Annotated in this window: 18 protein-coding genes and 1 pseudogene; 17 read left to right on the top strand and 2 right to left on the bottom strand. The window is 73.9% G+C overall.

Going from position 1 to position 25051, the window contains the following annotated elements:
* The first annotated feature begins 75 nt into the window (after positions 1-75).
* The 7 genes from iolB to IE308_RS04705 all read left to right on the top strand — a co-directional run bounded on the left by iolB (position 76) and on the right by IE308_RS04705 (position 10259).
* Positions 76-972, top strand: a complete 897-nt coding sequence (gene iolB / locus IE308_RS04675) for a 5-deoxy-glucuronate isomerase (RefSeq protein WP_190216690.1) — start codon at positions 76-78, stop codon at positions 970-972.
* Positions 969-2831, top strand: a complete 1863-nt coding sequence (gene iolD, locus IE308_RS04680; RefSeq protein ID WP_190216691.1) for a 3D-(3,5/4)-trihydroxycyclohexane-1,2-dione acylhydrolase (decyclizing) — start codon at positions 969-971, stop codon at positions 2829-2831. Before iolB ends, iolD begins: the two co-directional genes overlap by 4 nt.
* Positions 2832-2872: 41 nt before the next feature.
* Positions 2873-3658, top strand: coding sequence for a GntR family transcriptional regulator (locus tag IE308_RS04685; RefSeq protein ID WP_110637295.1), 786 nt, complete (start codon positions 2873-2875; stop codon positions 3656-3658).
* 97 nt (positions 3659-3755) lie between these two features.
* Positions 3756-4847 (top strand): UDP-glucose 4-epimerase GalE, encoded by a 1092-nt coding sequence (galE, locus tag IE308_RS04690; RefSeq protein WP_190216692.1) that lies wholly within the window; start codon positions 3756-3758, stop codon positions 4845-4847.
* Positions 4848-5059: 212 nt separating this feature from the next.
* A complete protein-coding gene (locus tag IE308_RS04695; RefSeq protein ID WP_308440072.1) occupies positions 5060-8200 on the top strand; it encodes a putative bifunctional diguanylate cyclase/phosphodiesterase in 3141 nt (1046 codons plus the stop codon).
* Between the two features lie 18 nt (positions 8201-8218).
* Positions 8219-9469, top strand: a complete 1251-nt coding sequence (locus tag IE308_RS37315) for an aminotransferase class I/II-fold pyridoxal phosphate-dependent enzyme (protein WP_308440073.1) — start codon at positions 8219-8221, stop codon at positions 9467-9469.
* A gap of 7 nt (positions 9470-9476) precedes the next feature.
* The gene (locus IE308_RS04705) at positions 9477-10259 is read left to right on the top strand and encodes a class I SAM-dependent methyltransferase (RefSeq protein ID WP_308440074.1); all 783 of its coding nucleotides are present in this window, start codon (positions 9477-9479) and stop codon (positions 10257-10259) included.
* Here the strand turns inward: IE308_RS04705 and IE308_RS04710 are convergent.
* Positions 10162-11997, bottom strand: a pseudogene (locus tag IE308_RS04710) (glycoside hydrolase family 15 protein); the annotation flags it as partial. The gene IE308_RS04705 and the pseudogene IE308_RS04710 overlap by 98 nt on opposite strands.
* Positions 11998-12146: 149 nt before the next feature.
* Here IE308_RS04710 and IE308_RS04715 point away from each other — a divergent pair.
* Complete coding sequence (locus tag IE308_RS04715; RefSeq protein WP_190216695.1) at positions 12147-13613, top strand: polysaccharide biosynthesis protein; 1467 nt, start codon at positions 12147-12149, stop codon at positions 13611-13613.
* Here IE308_RS04715 and IE308_RS04720 read toward each other — a convergent pair.
* Positions 13564-14424, bottom strand: coding sequence for a hypothetical protein (locus IE308_RS04720; RefSeq protein WP_190216696.1), 861 nt, complete (start codon positions 14422-14424; stop codon positions 13564-13566). The genes IE308_RS04715 and IE308_RS04720 overlap by 50 nt on opposite strands.
* 91 nt (positions 14425-14515) lie before the next feature.
* On the opposite strand from IE308_RS04720, the gene IE308_RS04725 reads away from it, so the two are divergent.
* From IE308_RS04725 to IE308_RS04765, 9 genes are read left to right on the top strand one after another with little or no spacing between them, the layout of a single operon-like run.
* On the top strand, positions 14516-15937 hold the full coding sequence (locus IE308_RS04725; RefSeq protein WP_190216697.1) for a GumC domain-containing protein: 1422 nt from the start codon (positions 14516-14518) through the stop codon (positions 15935-15937).
* 5 nt (positions 15938-15942) lie between these two features.
* Complete coding sequence (locus tag IE308_RS04730) at positions 15943-16938, top strand: hypothetical protein (protein WP_190216698.1); 996 nt, start codon at positions 15943-15945, stop codon at positions 16936-16938.
* Positions 16935-18065 (top strand): glycosyltransferase family 4 protein, encoded by a 1131-nt coding sequence (locus IE308_RS04735; protein WP_190216699.1) that lies wholly within the window; start codon positions 16935-16937, stop codon positions 18063-18065. Before IE308_RS04730 ends, IE308_RS04735 begins: the two co-directional genes overlap by 4 nt.
* A 17-nt stretch (positions 18066-18082) precedes the next feature.
* Positions 18083-19522 (top strand): RtcB family protein, encoded by a 1440-nt coding sequence (locus IE308_RS04740; protein WP_190216700.1) that lies wholly within the window; start codon positions 18083-18085, stop codon positions 19520-19522.
* Complete coding sequence (locus tag IE308_RS04745) at positions 19519-20769, top strand: phosphotransferase (RefSeq protein WP_190216701.1); 1251 nt, start codon at positions 19519-19521, stop codon at positions 20767-20769. Before IE308_RS04740 ends, IE308_RS04745 begins: the two co-directional genes overlap by 4 nt.
* Positions 20766-22085 (top strand): O-antigen ligase family protein, encoded by a 1320-nt coding sequence (locus tag IE308_RS04750; RefSeq protein ID WP_190216702.1) that lies wholly within the window; start codon positions 20766-20768, stop codon positions 22083-22085. The genes IE308_RS04745 and IE308_RS04750 overlap by 4 nt, the downstream gene beginning before the upstream one ends.
* The gene (locus IE308_RS04755) at positions 22082-23497 is read left to right on the top strand and encodes a lipopolysaccharide biosynthesis protein (protein ID WP_190216703.1); all 1416 of its coding nucleotides are present in this window, start codon (positions 22082-22084) and stop codon (positions 23495-23497) included. The genes IE308_RS04750 and IE308_RS04755 overlap by 4 nt, the downstream gene beginning before the upstream one ends.
* Positions 23418-24392: a methionyl-tRNA formyltransferase gene (locus tag IE308_RS04760; protein ID WP_190216704.1), complete on the top strand. Its 975-nt coding sequence runs from the start codon at positions 23418-23420 to the stop codon at positions 24390-24392. The genes IE308_RS04755 and IE308_RS04760 overlap by 80 nt, the downstream gene beginning before the upstream one ends.
* On the top strand, positions 24389-25051 hold the full coding sequence (locus tag IE308_RS04765; protein WP_204359461.1) for a PIG-L deacetylase family protein: 663 nt from the start codon (positions 24389-24391) through the stop codon (positions 25049-25051). Before IE308_RS04760 ends, IE308_RS04765 begins: the two co-directional genes overlap by 4 nt.

Here is a 25051-nt window from a genome sequence, read left to right on the forward strand (position 1 = left end):
GCCGTATCGCAGTTGATCCGTACCCCCTGCCGCCCCGGGTACCCCTGGCGCGGTGGAGCCACGAAAGGCAGCGAGATGACGTATCACCTGCCGGCGGGCAAGGCGGCCGCCGGCCCCTACGCCGTCGACGTCACGCCCGAGCGGGCCGGCTGGGCCCACTCCGCCCTGCGGGTCCTCGACCTGCCGCCGGGCGGCGCGCACACCTTCGACAGCGGGGACAGCGAGTGGATCGTGCTGCCGCTCGCCGGCGGCTGCACGGTCGCCGTCGCGGACGGCTCCGGCCGGGAGACCTTCGAGCTGACCGGCCGCCCGGACGTCTTCAGCGGCGTCAGCGACTTCGCGTACGTCCCGCGCGACGCCCGCACGACCGTCACCTCGCCGGGCGGGGGCCGGTTCGCGCTCACCGGAGCCCGGTGCGAGCGCCGCTTGCCCGCCCGCTACGGCCCGGCCTCCTCCGTGCCCGTGGAGCTGCGCGGCACCGGGAACTGCTCCCGGCAGGTGAACAACTTCGGCGCGGCGGACGTCTTCGACTGCGACCGGCTGATCGCGGTCGAGGTGATCACGCCGGGCGGCAACTGGTCGTCGTTCCCGCCGCACAAGCACGACGAGCACCGGCCGGGCGAGGAGTCGGTGCTGGAGGAGATCTACTACTTCGAGTTCGCCGGCCACGAGGGCACCCCCGGCCTCGGCTACCAGCGGGTCTCGCCCTCCGGGCGGGGCCGCGGCACGGACGTGCTGGCGGAGGTCCGCGACGGGGACGTCGTCCTCATCCCGGACGGCTGGCACGGCCCGTCGATGGCGGTGCCCGGCCACCACATGTACTACCTCAACGTCATGGCCGGTCCGGGGGCCGAGCGGGCCTGGCTGATCTGCGACCACCCCGACCACGCGTGGATCCGCGACACCTGGCCCGGGCAGCCCGTCGACCCCCGGCTGCCCCTGTACACCGCACCCGGGAGGTCCCCCCGATGAGTGTCCGTCTGACGACCGCCCAGGCCCTGGTGCGGTTCCTCGCCGCCCAGCACACCGAGCGCGACGGCGTACGGCGCCGACTGATCACCGGCATGTGGGGCATCTTCGGCCACGGCAACGTGGCCGGGCTCGGCCAGGCACTCGTGGAGTACGCGGACGTGATGCCGTACCACCAGGGCCGCAACGAGCAGGCGATGGTGCACGCGGCCGTCGGCCACGCCCGCCAGCTCAACCGGCTCTCCGCGCAGGCCGTGACGACGTCGATCGGGCCGGGCGCGACCAACCTGGTCACCGGCGCCGCGCTCGCGACGATCAACCGCCTGCCGGTGCTGCTCCTGCCGGGCGACTACTTCGCGGCGCACCCCGCAGACCCGCTGCTGCAGCAGCTGGAGCACCCGGTGGAGGCCGACGTCTCCGTCAACGACACGCTGCGGCCGGTCTCCCGGTTCTTCGACCGGATCACCCGCCCCGAGGCGCTCATCGCCTCCGCGCTCCAGGCGATGCGGGTGCTCACCGACCCGGCGGAGACCGGCGCCGTCACGCTCGCCCTGCCGCAGGACGTGCAGGCGGAGGCGTACAACTGGCCGGAGGAGTTCTTCGCCGAGCGGGTGTGGCGGGTACGGCGCCCCGCCCCCGACCCGGAGGAGCTGGCCGAGGCCGTGCGGGCGATCCGGGCGGCCGAGCGGCCCCTGCTGGTGGCGGGCGGCGGCGTCCACCACAGCGAGGCGGAGGCGGCGCTGCGGGCGTTCGCCGAGGCCACCGGCATCCCGGTCGCCTCCACCCAGGCGGGCAAGGGCTCCCTGCGCCACGACCACCCGGCCGACCTCGGCGGCATCGGCCACACCGGCACCGCGGTCGCCGACGACCTCGCCCGCACCGCCGACCTGGTGATCGGCGTCGGCACCCGCCACAGCGACTTCACCACCGCCTCCGGCACGCTGTTCCAGCACCCGGAGGTCCGCTTCCTGAATATCAACATCACCGCCTTCGACGCGCACAAGCTCGCCGCGCGCACCCTGGTGTGCGACGCGCGGACGGGCCTGGAGCGGCTGACGGAGGCGCTGGACGGCCATCGCGTGGACCCCGCCTACGAGACGGAGTACCGCACCGGCAAGGAACGCTGGGACCAGGTCGTCGAGGCCGCCTACCGGGCCGACGACCCGAGCGCGGTGCCGACGCAGACGCAGGTGCTGGGCGCCCTGGACGCGGTCGTCGGCGAGACGGACGTGGTGATCAACGCGGCCGGTTCGCTCCCCGGCGACCTGCACAAGCTGTGGCGGGCCCGCTCCCCGCGCCAGTACCACCTGGAGTACGGCTACTCCTGCATGGGCTACGAGATCCCGGCCGCGATCGGCGTGCAGCAGGCGGCCCCGGACGCGGTGGTCTGGGCCCTGGTCGGCGACGGCACGTACCTGATGATGCCGACGGAGATCGTCACCGCCGTCCAGGAGGGCCTCCCGGTCAACCTGGTCCTCGTCCAGAACCACGGCTACGCCTCCATCGGCGGCCTGTCGGAGTCGGTGGGCGCCGAGCGCTTCGGCACCGCCTACCGCCACCGGGCCGCCGACGGCACCTTCACCGGCGCCCCGCTCCCGGTCGACCTGGCGGCCAACGCGGCCAGCCTCGGCATGGAGGTGCTGCGCGCCAAGACGGTCGCCGAGCTGCGCGACGCGCTCGCCGCGGCCCGCGCCTCGGACCGGCCGACGTGCGTGTACGTCGAGACGGACCCGGCGCCGACCGCTCCGCCGGCCGAGGCCTGGTGGGACGTACCGGTCGCGGAGACCGCCTCCCGCGAGGCCGCGATCGGGGCCCGCGAGCAGTACGACCGTCAGGTGGCGGCCCGCCGCCGCCACCTGTGACCGCACGTGCCGACAAGTCCGGCCCGAAAGGGGGGATCCCGGTGGCGAGGACGTCCGCCCGCTCCCGCACCGCGACCGTCACCGCGCTCGACGCGGTCCACTTCGCCCTGGACCGGGGCAGCCCGGTGCCGCTGTACCACCAGCTCGCCCAGCAGCTGGAGGCGGCCATCGAGGGCGGGGCGCTCGCCCCGGGCAACCTCCTCGGCAACGAGGTCGACCTCTCGGTCCGCCTCGGGCTGTCCCGGCCCACCGTCCGCCAGGCCATCCAGTCCCTGGTCGACAAGGGGCTCCTGGTGCGCCGCCGGGGCGTCGGCACGCAGGTCGTGCACAGCAAGGTCAGGCGCCCGCTGGAGCTGAGCAGTCTCTACGACGACCTGGAAGAGGCGGGGCAGGGGCCCACCACCGAGGTCCTGCGCAACGAGACGGTGCCCGCCTCGGCCGAGGTCGCCGCCGCCCTCGGCCTGCCCGAGGGCGCCCCGGTGACGGTCCTGGAACGGCTGCGCCGCACCCACGGCCAGCCGGTGGCGTACCTGTGCAACCACCTGCCCGCGTCCCTGCTCGACCTGGACACGGCCCGGCTGGAGGCGACCGGCCTGTACCGGCTGCTGCGCGCGGCGGGCATCACCCTGCACAGCGCCCACCAGACCGTCGGCGCCCGCTCCGCGACGGCCGCGGAGGCGGCCCTGCTGGACGAGACGAAGGGCGCGGCGCTGCTGACGATGACCCGCACGGCGTACGACGACACGGGGCGGCCGGTGGAGCACGGCACGCACATCTACCGGGCGTCGCGGTACGCCTTCGACTTCCGGTTGCTCGTGCGGCCCTGAAAATCCCACTTGACCAGGGGCCGGACCGGGCGCACAGTGGGCATATACACCGTAAACATACGGCGTTCCGCCCACCCGCACGCAGGAGCCGTCCCCCATGACGCGCAGCGCAACCGGAGGAAGCGGTGCCTCCTGGGCACCCTCGACCGTCCTCGTCACCGGCGGGGCCGGGTTCCTCGGCAGTCATGCCTGCGTCGACCTGCTCGACCACGGCTACGAGGTCATCGTGGTGGACGACTACTCCAACAGCACACCGCAGGTGTTCGCCCGCATCGCCCGCATCGCCGGACGCTTCCTCGGCGCCGTGTACGAGCTGGACATCCGTGACCGCCGCGCCCTCTCCGCCGTCTTCGACCGCCACTCCGTGGACGCCGTCGTGCACTTCGCCGCGCAGAAGGCGGCGGGCCGGTCGGTGCGGATGCCCGTCGAGTACTACGACACCAATGTCGGCGGGACGACCGCCCTGATGAACACCATGCATGAGCACGATGTGCACCGGCTCGTGTACCCCTCGACGTGCGCGGTCTACGGAGACGCGGGACGCGGCCCGCTGGACGAGAGCACTCCGATCCGGCCCGTGACGCCTTACGCCATGTCGAAGTGGATGTGCGAGCAGATCCTCGCGGACGTGTGCCGCCACTGCTCCGAGTGCACGGTGCTGTGCCTGCGCTGCCCCAGCCCCGCCGGGGCGCACCCGAGCGGACTGCTCGGCGAGGACCCCCGCATCCCGCCGGAGAACCTGATGCCCCATGTCGCGCAGGTCGCCGTCGGCAGATGCGACCGGCTCCGCGTCTTCGGGGCCGACTATCCGACCCCCGACGGCACGCCCGTGCGCGACTACCTGCACGTCATGGACGCCGTCGAGGCCCACCGGATCGCGCTCGACCACCTCGCCGACGGGCCCGGCATGCAGGTGTACAACCTCGGGGTGGGCGAGGGCAGATCCGTCCTCGACGTGGTCGCCGCCTTCTCCGGCGCGTCGGGCCGGCCTATCCCCTACGACATCACCGACCGCCGCCCGTGCGACGTCGCCGAACTCGTCGCGGACGCCGGTGCGGTCGAACGCGCCTGGGGCTGGCGGCCCACCCGCGGCCTCGGTGACATCTGCCAGGACGCCTGGCGCTTCCAGCGGCTCAACCCTCAGGGCTACGCGGACTCCGCCCGCCGCCGCCCGGACGCCAAGGGGTGACCGCCGTGCGGTGCCGCGCCGTCAGCGCCCCACGGAGCGGAAGGGGGCGGCTCCGTCGGTCCGCGCGGTACCCTCGCCCGGCCTCCTCGTCGGCGCTCACCAGAGGCGGCACGACGAGATGCGACCCCTACCAGGGGACGCTTAGGATCGGTCCAGCACATCCGCGCCGGCGCATCCAGCACGGCCGGATGTGGCCCGATTCGGGGAGGCGCGTGCCTGTGGTGGCCGCCCGGCGGCTGATGGCGATCCTCATTGTGTTGGTCGGGGCCGCGACGGGCCTGTACATGACCACCACACAGCTGCGTACGGCCGCCTGGGCCGCCATCGGGCTGTGCGGGGTCGCCGCCGTCGTCATCGGGGTCCGTCTGTACCGGCCCGCGCACCGCTGGCCCTGGTACGCGCTGGCCGCCGGACTGCTCTCCTTCACCGCGGGCGACACGGCCTACAACGTGCAGGAGGTCTACCTCCACACGCCCAACCCGTTCCCGTCGCCGGCCGACGCGTTCTACCTGGCCATGTACCCCCTGCTCACCGCCGGTCTGTTCGGTCTGGTGCGCTACCGCTGGATGGACCGCGACCTGCCCAGCCTGCTCGACGCGCTGATCATCACCGCCGGGCTGGCGCTGCCGGTCTGGGTCTACCTGGTGCAGCCGCTCGCCCGGCAGGACGGCCTCACCTGGCAGGAACGGGCGATCAGCGTCGCCTACCCGCTCGGCGACATCCTGGTGCTGGCGATGCTGGTCCGGCTGCTCGCCCCCTCCCCCGGCGCCCGCCCCAACCGCGCGGTGCGCCTGCTGGTGCTCGGTACCGTCGCTCTGCTGGCCAACGACATCGCGTACGGCATCCTGCAGATGGACGACGCCTGGCACGTGGGCACCCTCGGGGACTCCGGCTGGGTCGTCTTCTACACGGCGTGGGGCCTCGCCGCGCTGCACCCCTCCATGGCCGAGCTGACCGAGGCGGACGTCCCGCCGCAGTCCCTGCTGCCGCCCTGGCGCAAGCTGGCGCTGCTGACGGCCGCCACCCTCGTGCCGCCCCTGGTCCTGGTCTACGAGGAGAGGGTGGGCCGGGTGCAGGACGCGACGGCCCTGGCAGCGTTCTCCGGTGTGCTGTTCCTGCTGGTGATCCTGCGGCTCGCCGTGATGGTCGTGGCGCACCGCAAGGTCGTGGCCCGGGAGCAGGCGCTGCGTGACGCGGCCTCCCCGCTGGTGGCGGCCGTCTGGCCGGAGGAGATCGCGCGGGCCTGCGACCGGGCCGTCAACGCGCTGTTCGGCCCGAAGGTCCCGCACGCGACCCGCCTCCTGTCGCCCCGGGACGCCGACCGGCTCTACGACCGCCTGGCCCGCACCACCACCTGGACCAGCGGGCGCTGGGTGACCGACCGCGGCACGGCCTCCGAGGACGATGCGGCCGCCCTCGTCCGCCACCCCACCCTGCTGGTCCCCGTCGCCGCGCTCGGACCGGAGCTCTCCGCCCAGCTGGACGGCCTGCCGCACGCTCTGCTGTGCCCGCTGATCCAGCCCTCCGGCGGCAGCGTCCACGGCGTGCTGCTGGCGGCCGGCCCGGAGCTGAACCTCGCCGAGGTGCGCGGCTCACTGGAACTGCTGGCCTCGCACGCGGCGCTGGCCAGCGAACGCCTCGCGCTGCGGCGGCAGATCATCCGCCGGGAGAGCGAGGCGTACTTCCGCACCCTCGTGCACAACGCCTCGGACGTCATCCTGATCGTCAACGACGACAGCACCGTCCGCTACGCCAGTCCGTCGGCGGAGGCCGTGTTCGGCACCGCCGAGCTGGCCGGCCGGCAACTGCCGGACCTGGTGGCACCGCAGGAGCGCAAGCGGGTGATCCGGACCCTGGCGACCCTGCGCTCCCTCGGCCGGCAGGAGGCGCACGACCACTGGTGGGTGGAGGGCGACAAGGCCCGTATCGAGGTGGACGTGCGCTGCCGGGACCTGCGCAAGGACCCGACCGTCGGCGGGCTCGTCATCACCCTGCGGGACGTCACCGAGCAGCGCCAGCTGGAGCACGAGCTGACCCAGCGGGCCTTCCACGACTCGCTGACCGGACTGCCCAACCGGACCCTGCTGCTGGAGCGGACCCAGCGTGCCCTGCTGCGCGGCCGCCGCGAGTCGACGGTCACCTGCCTGCTCTTCATCGACCTCGACGACTTCAAGATCGTCAACGACACGCTGGGCCACTCGGTGGGCGACCGGCTGCTGTGCGCCGTGGCGGAGCGGCTGTCGGCGACGCTGCGCCGCACCGACACCGCCGCCCGGCTCGGGGGCGACGAGTTCGCCGTCCTGATGGAGGACGCCAAACAGCCCCTGGACGCCGAGCTGCTGGCCGCGCAGGTGATCCAGCGGCTGAGCCGGCCGTTCCAGCTGTCGGTGGAGTCGGTGAGCGTCTCCGCCAGCGTGGGCGTGGCCACCGCGATGGACAGCACCGACGCCGAGGAACTGCTGGCCCTCGCCGACCTGGCGCTGTACGCGGCGAAGGCGGCCGGCAAGCGCCAGTGGCGGCGCTTCCAGCCGCAGCAGCGCATCCGCATGGTGCGCCGCCACGACCTCCAGCTGCGGCTGGACACCGCGATCGCCCGGCACGAGTTCGACCTGCGCTACCAGCCGGTCGTGGACATCCGCGCGGGTGAGGTCGTCGGGTTCGAGGCGCTGGCCCGCTGGCCGCGGCTCGGGCAGGACGCCGTGCCGCCGGGGCAGTTCATCCCGCTGGCCGAGGAGACCGGGCGGATCTCGGCACTCGGTGCGTGGGTGCTGCGCAACTCCACCGCCGACATCGCACGCCTGCAGCGCCGGGTGCCCGGCCTGCGGCTGCCGTACCTCAGCGTCAACGTCTCCGCCCGGCAGTGGCGCGACAACGGTTTCCTCAACGAGGTGTGCCGGGCCGTCGAGTCCGCCGGGCTCGCCCCGCACACCCTCCAGCTGGAACTGACCGAGTCGGTGCTCATGCAGCGGACCCCGCAGATCGACGCGCTGCTGCGGGCGCTGAAGGATCTCGGGGTGAGCATCGCCGTCGACGACTTCGGCACCGGGTTCTCCTCACTGCGCTACCTGCGCGACTTCCCCATCGACGTCCTGAAGATCGACAAGTCGTTCATCGACGAGATCCCGTCGGATCCGCAGCAGGTCGCCCTCGTCGAGGGCATCGTCCACCTCGCCGACACGCTCGGACTCCAGGTGATCGCCGAGGGCATCGAGAAACCGGAGCAGCAGCGGCTGCTGGCGGACATCGGCTGCCGCTTCGGGCAGGGCTTCCTGTTCGCACGACCGCTGACAGTGGAGGAGAGCGAAGCCGTCCTGCACCACCGCAACGGCGCTCGGCCGAAGCCCCAGGGCTGAGCGGACAGGGAGCACATCATGCGCGCAACAGCGGCCGAACTCCCGGACGTAGGCGCCGACCCCCGCTGGCGCGACCTGGATCACCTGCGGCGCACCAGCCCGATGAGCGACGCGGTCCTCGACGAGGTGCGCGGCCGGCACATCCGCAGCGGTGACCACTGGATGATCGACTTCGCGTCCTGCAACTACCTGGGCTTCGACTGGGATCCGGAGATCATCGAGGCGATCGAGCCCGCCGTACGGCGGTGGGGCACCCACCCGAGCTGGTCGCGGCTGATCGGCAACCCGCGGCTGTACCCGGAGATCGAGGAGCGCCTGACCGCGCTCCTCGGCGCGCCGGACACGCTGCTGCTGCCCACCGCGACCCTGATCCACGCCTCGGTGATCCCGCTCCTGGCCGCCGAGGGCCATGTCTTCGTCGAGGCGCGGGCCCACAAGACCGTGTACGACGGCGGTGTCTCGGCCCAGGGGCGGGGCGCGACGCTGACCCGCTTCCACGCCGACCGGCCCGAGGAGCTGGAGGGCCTGCTGCGCGCGGCGAACGGTTCGGGGCCGCGGCTGGTCTGCCTGGACGGCGTCGACAGCATGAGCGGGACCAGCCCGGACCTGCCCCTGCTCGCCCGGATCTGCCGGGAGCGGGGCGCGACGCTGTACGTGGACGACACGCACGGCTTCGGCGTCATCGGGGAACGCTCGGCCCACGAGACGTGCCCGTACGGCTCGCGCGGCAACAGCGTGGTCCGGCACACCGGAGAGAGCTACGACGGCATCGTCCTGGTGGGCGGGTTCTCCAAGGCGTACTCGTCGCTGCTGGCCTTCCTCGCGCTGCCGCCGCGGCTGAAGGACCGGCTCAAGGTGGCCGCGGGCCCGTACCTGTACTCGGGTCCGTCCCCGACGGCCTCCCTGGCGACCGTGCTCGCGGGTCTGGAGGTCAACGAACGGCGCGGGGACCTGATCCGCGCCGACCTTCACCGCAAGACGCTCCGCGTCCTCGACCACGTCCGCCGTCTCGGTGTCCACACCCCGGGCGAGCAGGGCTTCCCGATCGTCGAGCTGCCGCTCGCCGACAGCGCGGACCTGGACGACGTCGTGCGGTTGCTGTGGGACCGGGGCATCTACGTGACGGTCGCGGCCTATCCGCTGGTCCCGCGCGACCGGGTCGGCTTCCGCATCCAGCTCACGGCGCTCAACTCCGACGAGGACATCGACCGGCTCAACGACACGCTGAGCCTGCTCGCCGAGCGCTCCGTCCTGCGTCCGCGGGAGTGAGCCCGCCGTGCCCGCGCCCCGGCGCACCTCCGAGCCGGTCCGCAACGACGACGTGGACTGGGACCGCTGGCCCGTCGAGGACTACCTCGCCGAGAACTACCGCACCCTGCACCCGAGCGACGCGGCGGTCATCGCCCACCACGCGGCGTTCTACCGCACGCTCCCACCGGGGAGCATCGCCCGCGCGGTGGAGTTCGGCGCGGGACCCAACCTGTACCCGCTGATGCTGGCCGCCGCCGTGAGCCGCCGGGTCGACGCCGTGGAGGCGGGCGCCGCCAACGTGGCCTATCTGCGGCGGCAGCTGCACCGCGGGCCCGACGCGGAGTGGCGGCCGTTCCACGCGCTGTGCCGCCAGCTCCTGCCCGCGCTGCCGGCGACACCGGCGCGGACGCTGGCGCCGGTGCGGGTCGTCCACGGCGACGTCCGGGCCGTACCACCGGGGACGTACGGGCTGGCGTCGATGCACTTCGTGGCGGAGAGCGTGACCGAGGACCGCGCGGAGTTCGAGGCGCTGTGCCGGACGTTCGCGGCGTCCGTCGCGCCGGGCGGACACCTGGTCGCCGCGTTCATGGAGAACATGCCCACGTACCGGATCGGCCGCGCCTCGCTCTGGCCGGGCTGCCCGGTGGACGCGGACACCGTCAGGTCGGTGTTCGCACCGCTGACCGAGGAGCCCGCGGTGACCCGGATCGACGCCGATCCGACGCTGCCGGACTACGGCGACTCCGGGATGGTGCTGATGACAGCGCGGACAGCAGGTACGCCGTCTCGGCCAGCGCGGCGTGGCTGACGGCCTGCGGGACGTTCCCCCGTTGCCGCCGGGCCGCCGGATCCCACTGTTCCGCCAGCAGTCCGACGTCGTTCCGGACGGCGAGGACCCGCTCGAAGGCCTCGCGCGCCTCAGGGACATGGCCGGTCGCGGCCAGGGCGTCCGCGTACCACAGGGAGGAGGAGACGAACGCCCCTTCACGACCGGCCATGCCGTCCACGGTGTGCACCCCGTCACCGCCCGGCGTGTAACGGTGCAGGAACCCGCCCTCGTCGAGGGCCCGCACGGCCCGCACGGTGCCGCGCACCCGCCGGTCGGCGGCGGGCAGGAAGCCGACCCGGGGCATCAGCAGGGCAGCGGCGTCCAGGGCGCCGGAGCCGTAGTACTGGACGAAGGACTGCTGCTCCGGGTCCCAGCCCTTCCGGCAGACCTCGCGGTGCACCTGCTGCCGCATCGCGCGCCACTGGCCCGAGGAGCCGTTGCGGCCGAGCAGCTCGCCCATGCGCAGCGCACGGTCGGCGGCCACCCAGGCCATGACCTTGGAATGCACGAACTGCCGCCGGGGGCCGCGGACCTGCCACAGTCCCTGGTCGGGCTCGTGCCAGTGCCGAAGCAAAAACCCCATCAGCACCTCGACCAGTTCCCAGACATGCGCGGGCAGCGGAACACCCGCTCGCAGAGCCACGTACAGGGCGTCGAGGACCTCGCCGTACACGTCGAGCTGGAACTGGCCCGCCGGAAGACAGCCGAACCGGACCGGCTGTGACTCCTCGTAGCCGGGCAGCCAGTCGGCCTCGGTCTCCGGCAGCAGGCGCTGCCCGCCGAGGCCGTAGACGGCCTGGAGCCCTGCGGGGTCACCGGCGACGGCACGCACCAGCCAGTCCAGCCATGCCACTGCCTCCTCGCGGTGGCCACCGCGCAGCAGGCAGGCCTGGGCCAGGGTGGAGTCGCGCAGCCAGCAGTGCCGGTGGTCGAAGTTGCGCTGCCCGCCGACGCACGCGGGCAGCGACGTGGTGGGGGCGGCGACGATTCCTCCGGTGGGCGCGTACGTGAGGGCTTTGAGCGTGATCAGGGACCGTACGACGGCGTCCCGCCACTCTCCCTGGTAGGTGCAGCGCCCGGCCCAGCCGCGCCAGAAACCGGCCGTCTCCTTCAGCAGGGTCTCGGCAGGCACAGCGAGGGTCACCGGAGGCTCGGGGAGGTGGGAGGGTGCCCAGGCCAGCGTGAGGGCCAGCCGGCGGTGCGCGGGTACGGTGAACTCGGCGACGGTGGTGTCCTCGCGGCCGTGCAGGTGCAGCGGCCCGTCGGCGCTCATCCAGACGGCGTCCGGCCCTGCGACGGAGATGGTGCAGCCTTCGCGGACGCGCACCCATGGCACCACGCGCCCCTGATGGAAGCGCAGCCGCAGCTCGCTGCGCAGCCGGACGGCCCCCGACAGGCCCTCCACCACGCGCACCAGGCAGGGCATGCCCCCGCGCGGCGGCATGAAGTCGGTGATCCGCACAGCGCCGTCCGGTGTCTCCCACCACGTGTCCAGCACCAGGGTGTCCTGCCGGTACGCCCGGCGGGTACAGACCGGCGCCGCGTCCGCGGGAGCCAACCGCCAGCAGCCGTTGCCAGGGTCTCCGAGCAGCGCGGCCATGCAGGCCGGCGAGTCGAACCGGGGCAGGCACAGCCAGTCGACCGATCCGCTGCGGCCGACCATCGCGGCCGTCTCCATATCGCTGAGGAGGGCGTACTCCTCGATGGGCGGGCTCACGATCACCCTCCTGCGTACGTTTACAACGTATATATACAGATTCGTCGCGATTGCCCCGAAAGTCAATATCTTGACTAACGCGCCCGATCGGTGGAATTGTACGCATACGGCGTAAACATACAGAGGGGCACCTCTCTGAGGAGGCCGTCATGACGGCACAGCAGACCGTCGGCATGCGTACCTTGGTGATAGGTGCCGGCGAAGCCGGGCGAGCGCTGGTCCGCGATCTTCAGCGCGACGCACGCCACGGGCTGCGGCCGGTCGCCCTGCTGGACGACGACCCGGCCAAGCGGCATGTGGCCGGGCTGGACGTACTGGGCGGCCTCGACGACACCGCGGCGGTGGTCCTGAAGCACCGCATCCAAGTCGTCGTGGTCGCCATCCCGGGACTCGCCCCACGCCGGTTCCGGCAGGTCGCCCTCGCGGCGGAGGCCTGCGGGGCGAGCGTGCGCCACCTGCCGTCCTACGTCGCCGCGCTGCGCCGTGACGTGGTCGGCGGCGATCTGGACGCGGTGGACGTCCGCCGGCTGACCGGCCGCGGCGCGATCGCCGTGACCCGGCCCGGCACCGGCGCCGTCATCGCCGGCCGGCGCGTGCTGGTGACCGGAGCGGGCGGATCGATCGGCAGCGAGCTGTGCCGACAGGTACGTCGCCTCCAGCCGAGCCGGCTGTTCCTCCTCGATCACGACGAGTCCCATCTGCAACGGCTCGGGCTGGAACTGTACGGCTCCGCCCTCCACGGCGACGACATCGTCATCTCGGACATCCGCGACCGGGCGCGGATCGACCAGGTGTTCGCCGAGCTACGCCCCGACGTGGTCTTCCACGCGGCCGCGCACAAGCACCTGCCGCTGCTGGAGCGTCACCCTTGCGAGGGGGTGAAGTCCAATGTGACCGGCACCGACAACGTCGTACGCGCCGCGCTCGCCGTGCAGGCGGAGCGCTTCGTGCTCATCTCCACCGACAAGGCCGCCGACCCGGTCTCGGTGCTCGGGGCGACCAAACGGGTGGCCGAGCTCATCGTGCAGGACCGGGCGGGCGCCTCCACCGTGCTGACGTCGGTGCGGTTCGGCAACGTACTCGGCAGCCGCGGGTCGCTGCTCACCGTGCTGGCGGAGCAGCTCGGCTCGGGCCGGGCGGTGACGGTGACCCATCCGGACGTCGCGCGGTTCTTCATGACCGTGTCGGAGGCCGTCGGACTGGTCCTGGAAGCGGCCAGGATGGCGAGGGGCGGCGAGGTGTTCGTCCTCGACATGGGCGAGCAGGTACGCATCCTCGACCTGGTGCGCACCGTCGCGCAGGCGCTGCATGTGCCCGACCCGGAGATCGAGTTCACCGGGCTGCAGGCGGGCGAGAAGCTGCGCGAGACGCTGTTCGCCGAGCACGAGGTGCACCTGCCCACCCGCCACCCGCGCATCCACGCCGCCGCACCGACCTCCCGGGACGAGGTCGCCACGGCGCTCGGCTGCCTGCCTGCCCTGTACGCCGCGGCGGACACCAACGACCGTGCGGAAGTACGGCGGCTGCTCGCCCGGATGCTGCCCGGATTCCCCGCGCAGGCCCAGGTCAGGGAGCGGACTCAGGAAGGGGAAAGAGCTCGTGTGGTGCCAGGTTGAGCCTGCGCAGAACCTTGAGCAGGTCAGGATGGTCCGCCAGGCGGCCGCCCGCGTACTCCCAGGCGAACGTCAGCTGCCCCTCCCAGTCGGAACGCTGCCACTGGGCGATCATGCCGCTCAGCTCGTCGGCCGTGGGCCAGCGCCACTGCTCGAAGGAGAACGCCTGGAGCATGCCCATGTAGCGGGTGACCCCGGCTTCCCGCAGCCGGGCGATGGCGTTCGGGATCTTCGACCAGTCGCAGGGCTTGCCGACCAGGCAGGGATAGACGTCGACGCTCATCACGTCCGTCGTGCCGCGGAAATCGGCGAACTGGTTCGGGTCGTCGACGTTGACGAGCGTGAAGCGGTCGGTGTCCGGGTCGAGGGATCGCACCAGGGCCGCCCGCTCGCGGACGTCGGCGGCGGCCTGGGGGCAGTTGAGATTGGTGTTCGGCTCGTCCGCCACGAAGTAGCCCGCGACCCGGGTCGACCCGGCGAGACCGTAGCGCTCGAACTGCTTCTTGACCTCGTCGTCGCTCCACTTCCAGCCGCAGTTCTCCTTGTCGTAGCCGCCCAGCCAGACCAGCGCCCGCTGGCCCGCGGGAGTCTCGTCGAGATGGGCGGGATTGACGTCGGCGAGGCTGTAGCCGTAGCGGGCCGTGTCCTGGTCGTGGGTGTTGAGGGCCACGGACGGGAACGGGGCCGCTCGCTCCGGCGGACGGTCCGGCGACTGGGGGCATCCGGCGGCGAGCGAGCCGGCCACCAGGACTCCGACCACGGCCAGGACGTGGCGCCTGCGCGGCCGTCGGCCCCGGGTCTCGGAGTCGGTCATCGGCATGTCTCCCTCGGACGTCGGGACACCCTCACACCGATCATCGCCCCCCGCGCACGGATGCGCCTTTTCCGACCGTAAGGGACACGTCATGGAATTCAACGAAGCCGTGCGGCGCACCCTCGGCGGCCACTGGCGGCTGCTCGTCGTGTTCGTGCTGCTGCCCATGCTGCTGGTGGGCGCGTTCGAGCTGCGCGACGCACGGGCCTACGTCTCCACGGCGCGTGTCCAGGCCTCCGCCACGCTGCCCACCACCGACGTGCAGGCCAACGCCATGCTGAGCCGCGTACGGGCCGTCGCCACCAGTGGTTCCGTGGTCAAGGCCGCCCTGAAGAAGTCCCGGGTCGACGACCGCAGCCAGAGCCAGGTGGGCCACGAGACGACGGTCTCCCGGCTCGGCGGCTCCGCGGTGTTCAATCTCAAGGTCACCGACCCCGACCCGCGTACGGCGGAGAAGCTCGCCGGGGCGCTGTCCGAGGAGCTGGTGGCGTTCTTCAACGGTTCGGGGAACGTGCTCGTCACCCAGCTGACCGACCGCGAGCGCGCACTGCAGCAGGAGCGGCTGCGCGTCGCGGCGAAGCTGCCGCAGGCCGCGGACGAGGCGGAGGCCGGCCGACTGACCGCCCAGCTGGGCTCCATCGACCAGCAGATCCTCGACGTGCAGAGCTCGCTGCGCGCCGCGCAGGCCGCCGGGCTCGGCGACCGGACGGCCTCGCTGCTGTCCTCCGCCTCCGACGCCACGCCGGTACCCCCGCTGTCCGTCATCCGCCTGGCTCTGGCCGGGGCGATGGGACTGGTGGCCGGGCTGCTGGTGGCGGCTCTGCTGGAGGTCGTCCGGCCGCACGTGGCCGGACAGGGCGCCTTCGGCCGTGAGCTCGGCGCCCCGGTGCTGGGCAGGCTCGGCACGACCGGCCGCCGGTGGCACCGGGCCGACCCCGACGCGCCGCCCACGGTCGACGCCGACACTCTCGTCACGCTGCGCCGGGCCGCCGCCCGCCGCCGCGTGGGAACGCTCGTCCTGACCGGGCCGGCCCCCGACGCCTGGCTGGCGGCCCTGGCACGGGATCTGGAGTCCCGGCTCGGCGGCGCCCACGGCACGACGCCGCGCGCCGGACGGGCCGGCCCGTGGTCTCCGGCGGCACCCTCCGAATCCCCGGCAGCGGCGGAAGCCGCCGGGCCCGCGGACAGCAACGGCGGCCGCAGAGACGCCGGCGGCGGCCTCGGCGCGCTCGCCGGCATGGGCTCGGCCACGGCGGTCCGCGACGAACCGGTGCAGACCGACGGCCGTGTCAAGGTGGCCGCCGCGGCTCGCGCCGCCGCGCTCCGGGTGCGCGCGTTGCACCAGGTCGACGATGTCTCCGACAGCGGCAGGTACGGCCTGGTTCCCGTGGAGCCCGCGCTCCCGGACTACGCGGAGCTGCGCCGCGTACAGGACGTTCTCGCGACGACCGGCTGGCCGGTCGTCGGAGTGCTCGCCGACCCCGTCCGCCGCCATCGCTCACGACCGAGGTGATGGGGGTGCGCGCGCTGCTGGTCCAGGCCGGGGAGCGGCTCGTGGTCGACTGCCGCTGGTCCCCCGTCGCCCGGCTGCTGGCGGAGGGCGGCGCCGGCGCCTGGCGGCCCGCCGACGGGACCGGGGCCGACGTGCGGGTCGAGGTGGAACCGCAGCACCGTCCCTTCGACATCCGCGGGTGGCGGCCGCTCGCCCGCGGCGCTCACGTCCGGGATCGTTCCGTGGTGCTGCACAACGCTTGCGGGAGCGGTTTCGACCTGTGCCTGACCGTCGTCGCCGAGCAGCTGCAGGTGCGGGCCCGGTGGCGGCCTCCGGCCCGGGAACGGATCGCCGCGCGGCTGCTGCGCTCCCGGTTCCACCTGCTGGTCCGCGCGGTCCTGCTGCAGTACCCGGCGCTGTGGTGGGCCGGGCACCACGGCCGGGTGCCCCTCCACGCCGGAGCCGTGACCCTCGGCGGCTCGGTCCCGCTGCTGGCCGGACCGGGCGGGACGGGCCGCTCCACCCTGCTGCTGCGGGCCGTCGCCGACGGGGGGCGCGCCTGCGCCGACAACCTGTGCGTCACCGACGGCCGGGATGTGTTCGGGCTGGTCGAACCGGTGCGGGTGGAGGGCGGCGGCGGCCGGCGGATGGCGTACGGGCGCTCCGAACGCCCGCTGCCGAGCCGGGTGGACAGCCTGCGCCCGGACCGGCTGGTGGTGCTGTGCCGGCGCCCCGGCGCACGGCCGTCGGTACGCCCCGCCGACCCCGCACAAGCGGCGCGGTCGCTGGTCGCCGGCACCTACATGGCAGGTGAGCTGCGACGGTACTGGCCCTTCGCGGCGGCACTGGCGCTCGGCACCGGCCTGGGGCCGGCGCATCCGCCGGTCACCGGGGCCGCGCAGGAGCTCGCCCACCTGCTCCCCGCCGACGAACTGGTGCTCGGGGACCGGCCGGACGAAGGACTCGCCGCACTGTACGGCCTGGTCTCCAGGCCCGTCGCACGGACGGAGGAGCGGCCATGACCGCACGGACGGTGGCGGTCGTCGTCACCCGGTTCGAGGCCGGCGCCGGCGTCGTGGCGCTGCGCGGCGCCCTGGGCCTGGATCCCGCGGCATTCCGCCCGACGATCGTCACCGGACGCGGCGAGCGGCTGCTCGGCGTCGCCCGTGAAGCCGGCATCGAGGTGGTCGTCGAGCCCGCGCTGGTCTCGCCCGTCTCCCCCGCCGACGACGTGCGGGCCCTGCACCGGCTGACGCGGCTCTTCGCCCGCCGCCGGTTCGACGTGGTGCACACGCACAGCGCCAAGGCGGGCGCACTGGGACGGCTCGCCGCGCACCGCACGGGCGTCCCGCGCATCGTGCACACCTTCCACGGTCTGCCCTACCACAAGTTCGAGTCCGCCGCGCGGCGCGGTCTGTACGCGGGCATCGAGCGGCGGCTCGGACGCTGCACGGACGTGGCGCTGTGCGTGGGAACGGCGGTCTCCGTGGAAGTGATCAGGCGCGGTCTGGTGGCCCCGGAGCGGGTGCGCACGATCGGGGTGCCGGTCGGACAGGACGCGCCCGTCAGGACTCCGGCCGCGCGGTCCCGGGCCCGCGCCGCGCTCGGTCTGACCGGCCCGGGGCCGGTGGTGGGCGCGGTCGGCCGCCTGGCGTACCAGAAACATCCGGAGGCGTTCGTCCGGGCACTGGCCGCGCTGCGCCACCGCCCCGGCCTGACCGGGGTGTGGCTCGGTGGCGGCGAACTCGCCGGCGAGGTGAGCCGGCTGGCGGAGCGGGACGGGGCTCCGGTGCTGTTTCCCGGGGAGCGTGCCGACGTCCCGGACCTGCTGCCCGCCTTCGACGTCTTCGCGCTGCCGAGCCGCTACGAGGGACTGCCGGTCGCCGTCGTCGAGGCGATGGTGTGCGGCATACCGGTGGTGGCGACGGCCGTCAACGCCGTACCGGACGTGGTGGTGCCGGGGCGCACGGGGCTGCTGGTGCCGCCGCAGCGGCCCGACGCGCTCGCGAGGGCCGTCGCCCATCTGCTGGACCACCCGCGCGAGGCCGCCCGCATGGTCGCCGAGGCCCGCGCCCGGATCGACGACCGCTTCACCGCGAAGACCCTGAGCGAGGACCTGTCCGCGGCCTACACCCCCGAAAGCCCCTGAACCGAGGAGCGGGCGACATGCACGTCGACATCATCGGCGGTCCGGCCGCCGACCCACGCACCGGCCTCACGGTGTTCGACAGCACCGAGGCCCCGGCCGACCTCGCGCTGCTGGAGCGGGTGCGCCGGGGCACCGAGACCGCGGACCTGGCGGCGCCGCCCGTGGTCCTGCCCGACTTCTGCCACAAGGGCAAGTCGGAGATGCCCTCCAGCATCGCGGTGGCCACCAGGGGCGCGATCCGCCCGGCCCTCACCGACGCCGCGCTCAACTGCGGCATGGCCCTCGCCGTGCTGGACGTGCCCCGGCCCTCGGAGGCCGCCGTGGAGGAGTTCTACCGGCGAGTGCGGCAGCGTTATCCCGAGCCGCCCCGCTGGAAGGCCGAGCTCAGCCGCGCCGAGGTGCTGCGCGCCGCGGTCGAGGGAGCAGGCTTCGCCGCCGAGCGGTTCGGTATCGACCCCGCCGACGTGGAGCACATCGAGGAGTTCGGTCACCTGCCGGTCGAGGAGTACGGAGGTGCCGCGCGCGCTCGCCGTGAGCTGCCCTGGCTGTGTGTGCAGCTGGCCCGCCTGCGGTTCGGCGGCATCGGGCCCAGCACGCACTTCCTCGAACTCCAGGAGGTCGAGGAGGTGCTGGAACCGGACACCGCCGCACGGCTCGGCATACGGCAGGGTCAGGTCACGCTCCAGTACCACAACGGCGGAGGGGTGCTCACCGGCCAGCTGGGCGAGCTGTACGCCCGCCGGCAGGCCGCCTCGCGGCTGCTGCGCACCGAGATGGCCGTGCAGAAGCCGCTCACCCATCTGCTGCGGGCGGGAGGGCCGGCAGAGCTGCGGCGCCGGTACGCCGCGTACTTCCGGCACGGCTGCCCGTCGGTGCCGGTCGAGGGCGACGAGGGCCGGCGGGTGCTGCTCGCCCAGCGGCTCGCGATGAACTACGGCTTCGCCTACCGCCTCGCCACCTACGCCTCGTTGCGCGCCTTCGCCCGGCTGGCCTTCGGGGCCTCCCTGCGGCTGGTCGTCGACTCCCCCCACAACTCCATCTACGAGGAAGTCGTCGACGGCCGACCCGCGTTCGTGCACCGGCACAACGCGGCCCGCGCCTGGACCCCGGAGATGATGGCCGGCCATCCCGCCTTCGCCCAGACCGGCCAGCCGCTGCTGGTGCCCGGCACCAACCGCACGTCCTCGTTCCTGTGTGTACCGGCCCCGCAGGCACACCGGAGCCTCTACACCGCCTGCCACGGCACCGGCAGCATCATCGGCGCCTTCGCGCGCAGCGGCCGCAGCGGGCCGGACCCGTTGCGCCGCTCCACGGTCCGCTTCACCTACGACCGGGCCGCACCGCGCGTCGTCCCTCAGCTCGACGACGTCGGAGTGGACGCCGCGGTGGCCATCCTCACGGGCAGCGGCCTGGTCAGGCCGGTCGCCCGGCTCCGGCCGTTCGCGGTGCTGTCATGACGATGGCACCGGCGGACGAGCGGACGTGGCACGGACTGCTGCCTCCCGGACGGAGGTACGTGGCACTGCCGTCCCGGGCGCATCCGATCGTGGTGGCCGAGGACCGGGCGCCGGTGCTGTCCTACGTCCGCGAGTCCCTGCTCGCCGTTCCGCCGCCGCTGCCGGCCTGGCTGTACCCGACGGCCCGGGCGGCCCTGTCCGTGCCGGCCCTGCCGCGCCGGCTCCCCGGCGTGGCCCTGAGCACCCCGGAGGGCGCCGACGTCACGGCGGACGCGGCGCTCGGCGGCATCGGCCGGCTGACCGCGACCGGGGCGGTGGTGCTGCTGGACCACAGCCACGACCCGGCGGCCCGGCTGATCCTGCTGGTGTTCCCGCCCGGCTCCCGGCGCCCCGCGCTCGCCGTGAAGGTGCCGGTCACCACGTCGGCGGCCCAGGGCGTCCTGCGGGAGGCCCAACGGCTGCGCGCGGTACTGGACTTGCCGCTTCGCGCCGCCCGCCCCGCCGTACCGACCGTGATGGGCCTCCTGCGGCACGAAGGCAGGCCGGCTCTGGTGACCACCGCGCTGCCGGGCACGCCGATGCTGGTCGCCTACCACCGCCCCGGCCACCACGCGCGGCCGGCGCCGGTGTGCGCCGACTTCGCCGCCGCCGCCCACTGGCTGGCGGCTCTGCAGTCGGCCACGACCGGTACGGTCGCGCCGCTCGGGCTCGCGCCCGGCGTCACCGAGGCGCTGGAGAACCGGCTGGACCGCCCGGCCCGCGTCCGGCTGCACGCCCTGGGACGGCGGCTGCGGGAGTATGCGGCGCCGCGCACAGCGGTGCACGGCGACTTCTGGCCCGGGAACGTCCTGGTGAGCGGTGGGCGGGTGACCGGTGTCATCGACTGGGAGCGGGCGAGGCGCGCGGGCGGTCCCCTGGCCGATCCCGCGCGGTTCGTCGTGGCGTACAGCGAGTACCTCGACCGCCGCACCCGGCCCGGCCACCGGGTGCCGGGGCACCCCGGACTGGTGGCCGGCCCGCCGGGGACCGCCCTGGCGTACGCCCTGCACGGCACCGGCTGGTACCCGCACCTGGTCGGCGCCTTCCTGACGGCGGCGCTCCGCCGCCTGGGGCTGCCGGCCGCCTGCGGGCGGGACGCCGTCCTGGCGGAGCTGGCCGCCGTGGCCGCCGAGGCCGAGGACCCCGGCTTCGCCCGGGCGCAGACGGAGGCCTTCACCCGTCTGGTCCTCACCGAGGAGGGGCCATGACCGTCGCGACCGCAGCCGCGCGGCCCCTCGCTCCGGCCACCGCCGCCCGGTACGAGACGCTCACCCGGACCACGGCGGCGCTGGCCTGCTGCGCCATGGTCATGCAGCCGATCCTGCGGCCCGCGGGGCCCGGCAACAGCAGTCCGGTGGACCTGCTGACGGTCGCCACGGTGCTGATGAGCCTGCTGTGGGCCGCGACCTGCGGACGGCGGCTGGGGGCACCCTACGGGGTGGCCGGTGCCCTGATGCTGCTGAGCGGCTGCCTCGCGGGCCTGTCCGGACCGCTGCCGGGCACCTCTTTGATGAACGTCAGCAAAGAGGTGCTCCTGCTGGCCTGGTGCGTGGCGTTGTACAACCTGGCGCGGCGGCCGGGCGTCCTGCGCCTGCTGCTGTCGGTGTTCGCCTACGCCGCCGTGGTGTGGGCCGCGGTCCTGGTCGCGGCGACGCTCGGGCACGTCACCGCGATCGAGGGCGTCTCGCCCACCGAGGGCGACCGCCGGCTGTTCACCCTGGGCGACCCCAACTACGCCGCCACCTACTGGGTGGTGTCGGTGTTCGTGGTGTACGCCGCCCAGCGGCCCCGGACCCGGGCGGTCCGCTGGTGCGGATACGCCCTGCTCTGCTGGGCGCTGCTGCTCAGCCAGTCCAACGGCGGGTTCCTCGATCTGTGCGTGGGGCTGGTGTTCCTCGCCGTGTACGCCGCGCACCGCAAGGGCGGCACGGCCGCCGCGGCGGTCGTGCTGCTGACCGTGCTGCTCGCGGTCGGCGGGGCGATCACCACGGCGCCGCTCGCCCAGGTGCAGGACTGGGCGCGGCTGTCGCCGCACGCGGAGCTGGTCAACACGCTGGGCCGCAGCGGGGCGAGCACCGAGCAGCGGGGCACGCTCGTGCGCGAGAGCCTCCAGCTCTACGAGCGGCAGTGGATGACCGGCTCGGGGCCGGGGACCACCAAACAGCTCCTGACCGACCGCCAGTTCGAGTACGCCAAAGAGGCACACGACGACTACCTGGCGGCCCTGACCGAGCGCGGCCCGCTCGGGGTGGCCGGGCTGCTGACCTTGATGGCGTCGGCCGCCTGGCGCTCGGCGCGGGCGCTCCGGGCGCCCCCAGGCAGCGGCTTCGCCGAGCAGGTACCCCGGCCGGCCGGACTGGTCGCGGCGCTGCTGGGGCTGGCCGTGGCGGGTGCCTACTACGAGGTACTGCACTTCCGCTTCCTGTGGGTGCTGCTGGCGTTCGTGGCGGTGCTGGCCTCGGCCCCCGACCCGGACGGCACGCCGGGTCCCGCGGAAGCGGGCCGCACCGGGGATGCGCCATGACGACTCGGTTGAGGGCGGCTGCCCTGGGACGGCGCAGCGTGGCCGGGAACCTGGCCGCGCAGGGCGCCGCCATGTGCCTGGTGTTCGTGGCCAGCCTGCTGGTGGCCCGGCTGGCCGGCGCCGAGGTGCTCGGTGAGTACGCGCTGCTGCGCGTGCTGCCCTGGCTCACCGGTGTGCTCGTCAGCTGCGGACTGCCCCTGGCCAGCACCTACTTCCTGGCCGGCGAGACGCGCGAGGACCCCCGGCTGCGGCCGACACTGGCACTGCTGGCCGCAGCCGGGGCCGTGGGCGGTGCGCTGCTGTGGCTCGCGGTCGTGCCCCTGCTCGACCGGTTCTTCACCACGGTGCCGCGCTGGCAGCTGGCGCTGATGGCGGGGGCGGTGGTCACGCAGCTGCTCACGGTGTGGGGCAAGGCCTGCTGCCAGGGCGCAGCCGACATGCGGGGCGCCGGCCTCGTCATCGTCGCCGAGGAACTGCTCTTCCTGCCCGCCTACGGAATCGCTCTGTGGACCGGTCTGCACGGGTCCAGTGCGGTGATCGCCGGGCTGCTGGGCGGCGGCGTCGCGGCCATGACCGTGTCGCTGGGCCGGCTGGCGAGCACCGGGTTCGCCCGCGGCTGGGGCCGCGTCTCGCGGCCGCTGGCGGCCGAAGTGCTGGGCTACGGAGCCCGCGGCCAGCTCGGCAACTTCCTGATGCTGGTCAACCTCCGGCTGGACTTCCTGATCGTGGGCGCACTGTCCGGACCCGCGGTGCTGGGCGTGTACGCGGTCGCCTCCAAGTTCGCTGAGCTGATGCGGCTGCCGGCCGTGGCACTCCACTACGTGCTCTGTCCGCGCTTCGCGCGTGCGACGGCGCAGGCGGCCGGCGCCGAGATGCGCCGCTTCCTGCCGAGGGCCGCCGCCCTCACCGCGGCGCTGGTCCCGCCGCTGGCCGGCGCCTCCGTGCTCGCCCTGCCGGTGCTGTACGGCCGGGCGTTCGACAGCGCCGTGGTCCCTGCCTGCATTCTGCTCGCGGGTCTGGCCGTCGAGGGCGCGGCAGCCGTCTCGACCGCCTTCCTGTTCGGCGTCCGCCGGCCCGGACTGATCTCCTGGGGCATGGGGGCCGGCGTGGTCGTGACCGTCGTCCTGGACGTCGTGCTGATTCCCCGGTACGGAGCGACCGGTGCGGCGGTCGCCTCCAGTACCGCGTATCTGGCCACCACCGGCGTGCTGGTGGCCATCGCCCGTGCCGTGGCCGCTCCCGGCACCCGACCCCTGAGGAACCGCCATGTGTTCGGCATCCGTTCCATCCGCTTCCGCACGGCCGACCGGCCGCGTCGTCCTCATCGGCGCCGTGCACGAGGCACAGGCGGTACTGGAGGCTCTGCTCCACTCGCCGCTGGTCCGGCCGGCGGCGGTGATCACACCCCCTGACGAGGAACGCCGGCGCCTGTCGGGGGCGGCCGATCTCGCGGGGCCCGCCGCGGCGGCGGGCATTCCCGTGCTGCGCGAGGGCGACGTCAACAGGCCCGAGGTGGTGGCGTTCGTACGGGCTCTGGACCCGGATCTGGTGGTCGCCGTCGGCTGGACCCGGCTGCTCGGCCAGGACCTGCTGTCCGTACCCCGGCACGGCTGCGTCGGCTTCCACGCGTCACTGCTGCCGCAGCACCGCGGGCGCGCTCCGGTGAACTGGGCGATCCTGCGCGGGGAGACCGTCACGGGCAACACCATGATGCTGCTCGACCCCGGTGCCGACACCGGCGACATCGTCGACCAGCGCCGGGTGTCCATCGGCCCGGAGGACACGTGCGCCACGGTGTACGAACGGGTGGCGCGGGCCGGCGCCGAGATGCTGCTCGCGCATCTGCCGGCGCTGCTCACGGGGAACGCCCCGCGCCGTCCGCAGGATCCCGCCGCCGGTGACGTGCTGCCCCGGCGCACGCCCGCCATGGGGGTCATCGACTGGGACCGGCCACCGCGGGCCGTGCACGACTGGGTGCGGGCACTTTCCGTCCCGTATCCGGGCGCGTTCGGGCTGCTGGACGGCGAGCGGGTGATGGTCTGGCGGACACGGCCCCCGCGCCGCGAGGAACCCGAGGGGGCGCCCGGCCTCGTGCTCGACGTGGAGCCGGGCGGGGTCCGCGTCGCCGCACGGGGCGGCAGCCTGCTGGTCACCGAGATGAGCGGTCGGGGCGAGCCGCCGCAGCCCGCCGCCGCCTGGGCCCGCCGAGCGGGGCTGCGGCCCGGGGCCCGGTTCGCCGCCGTTCCGCCCGAGGTCGCCCGCTGGGTGCTCGGCCACGGCCCCAGGCCCCAGGAGGTGGCCTGGTGAGAACCGTACTGGTGCTGGCCGCGCATCCGGACGACGAACTGCTGGGCGCGGGCGCCACCTTCGCCCGGCACACCGCGGAGGGCGACGCCGTGCACGCCGTCGTGCTCACCGAGGGCGCCAGCAGCCGCTACCGGGAGGGACTGGCGTCGGAGCTGGCGAAGGCGGCCAAGGGGGCGGCTCAGGTGCTGGGACTGGCCTCGCTGCGCCTGTGGCGGCTCCCCGACCAGCGCCTGGACTCCCTCCCGCTGATCGACGTGGTCCAGCGCGTGGAGGCGGTCGTCGACGAGCTCCGCCCCGACCTGGTGTACACGCACTTCCCGGGTGATGTGAACGCGGACCACGGGATCGTGGCGCGCGCGGCCTGGACCGCCTGCCGGCCTTATGTGCTGCCCCGGCTGCGCCGGTTCGCGGTGTTCGAGACTCCGTCGTCCACGGAGTGGGCGTGGGCGACCGGAAAGATGTTCACCCCGACGCTCTATGTGGACGTCAGCGGGACTCTGGCCGTCAAGCTGGAGGCGATGAGGTGCTACGAGACAGAGGTGCGCGACCACCCCCACCCCCGCTCGCTGCGTGCCCTGGAGGAGCGCGCCCTCTACTGGGGGAGCCGGGTGGGGCGGGAGGCGGCCGAGCCCTTGCAGGTGCTGAGGGAGGTGTACTGA

The organism is Streptomyces griseosporeus (assembly GCF_014656055.1).
In the GTDB taxonomy this organism is placed as follows: Bacteria; Actinomycetota; Actinomycetes; order Streptomycetales; family Streptomycetaceae; genus Streptomyces; species Streptomyces griseosporeus.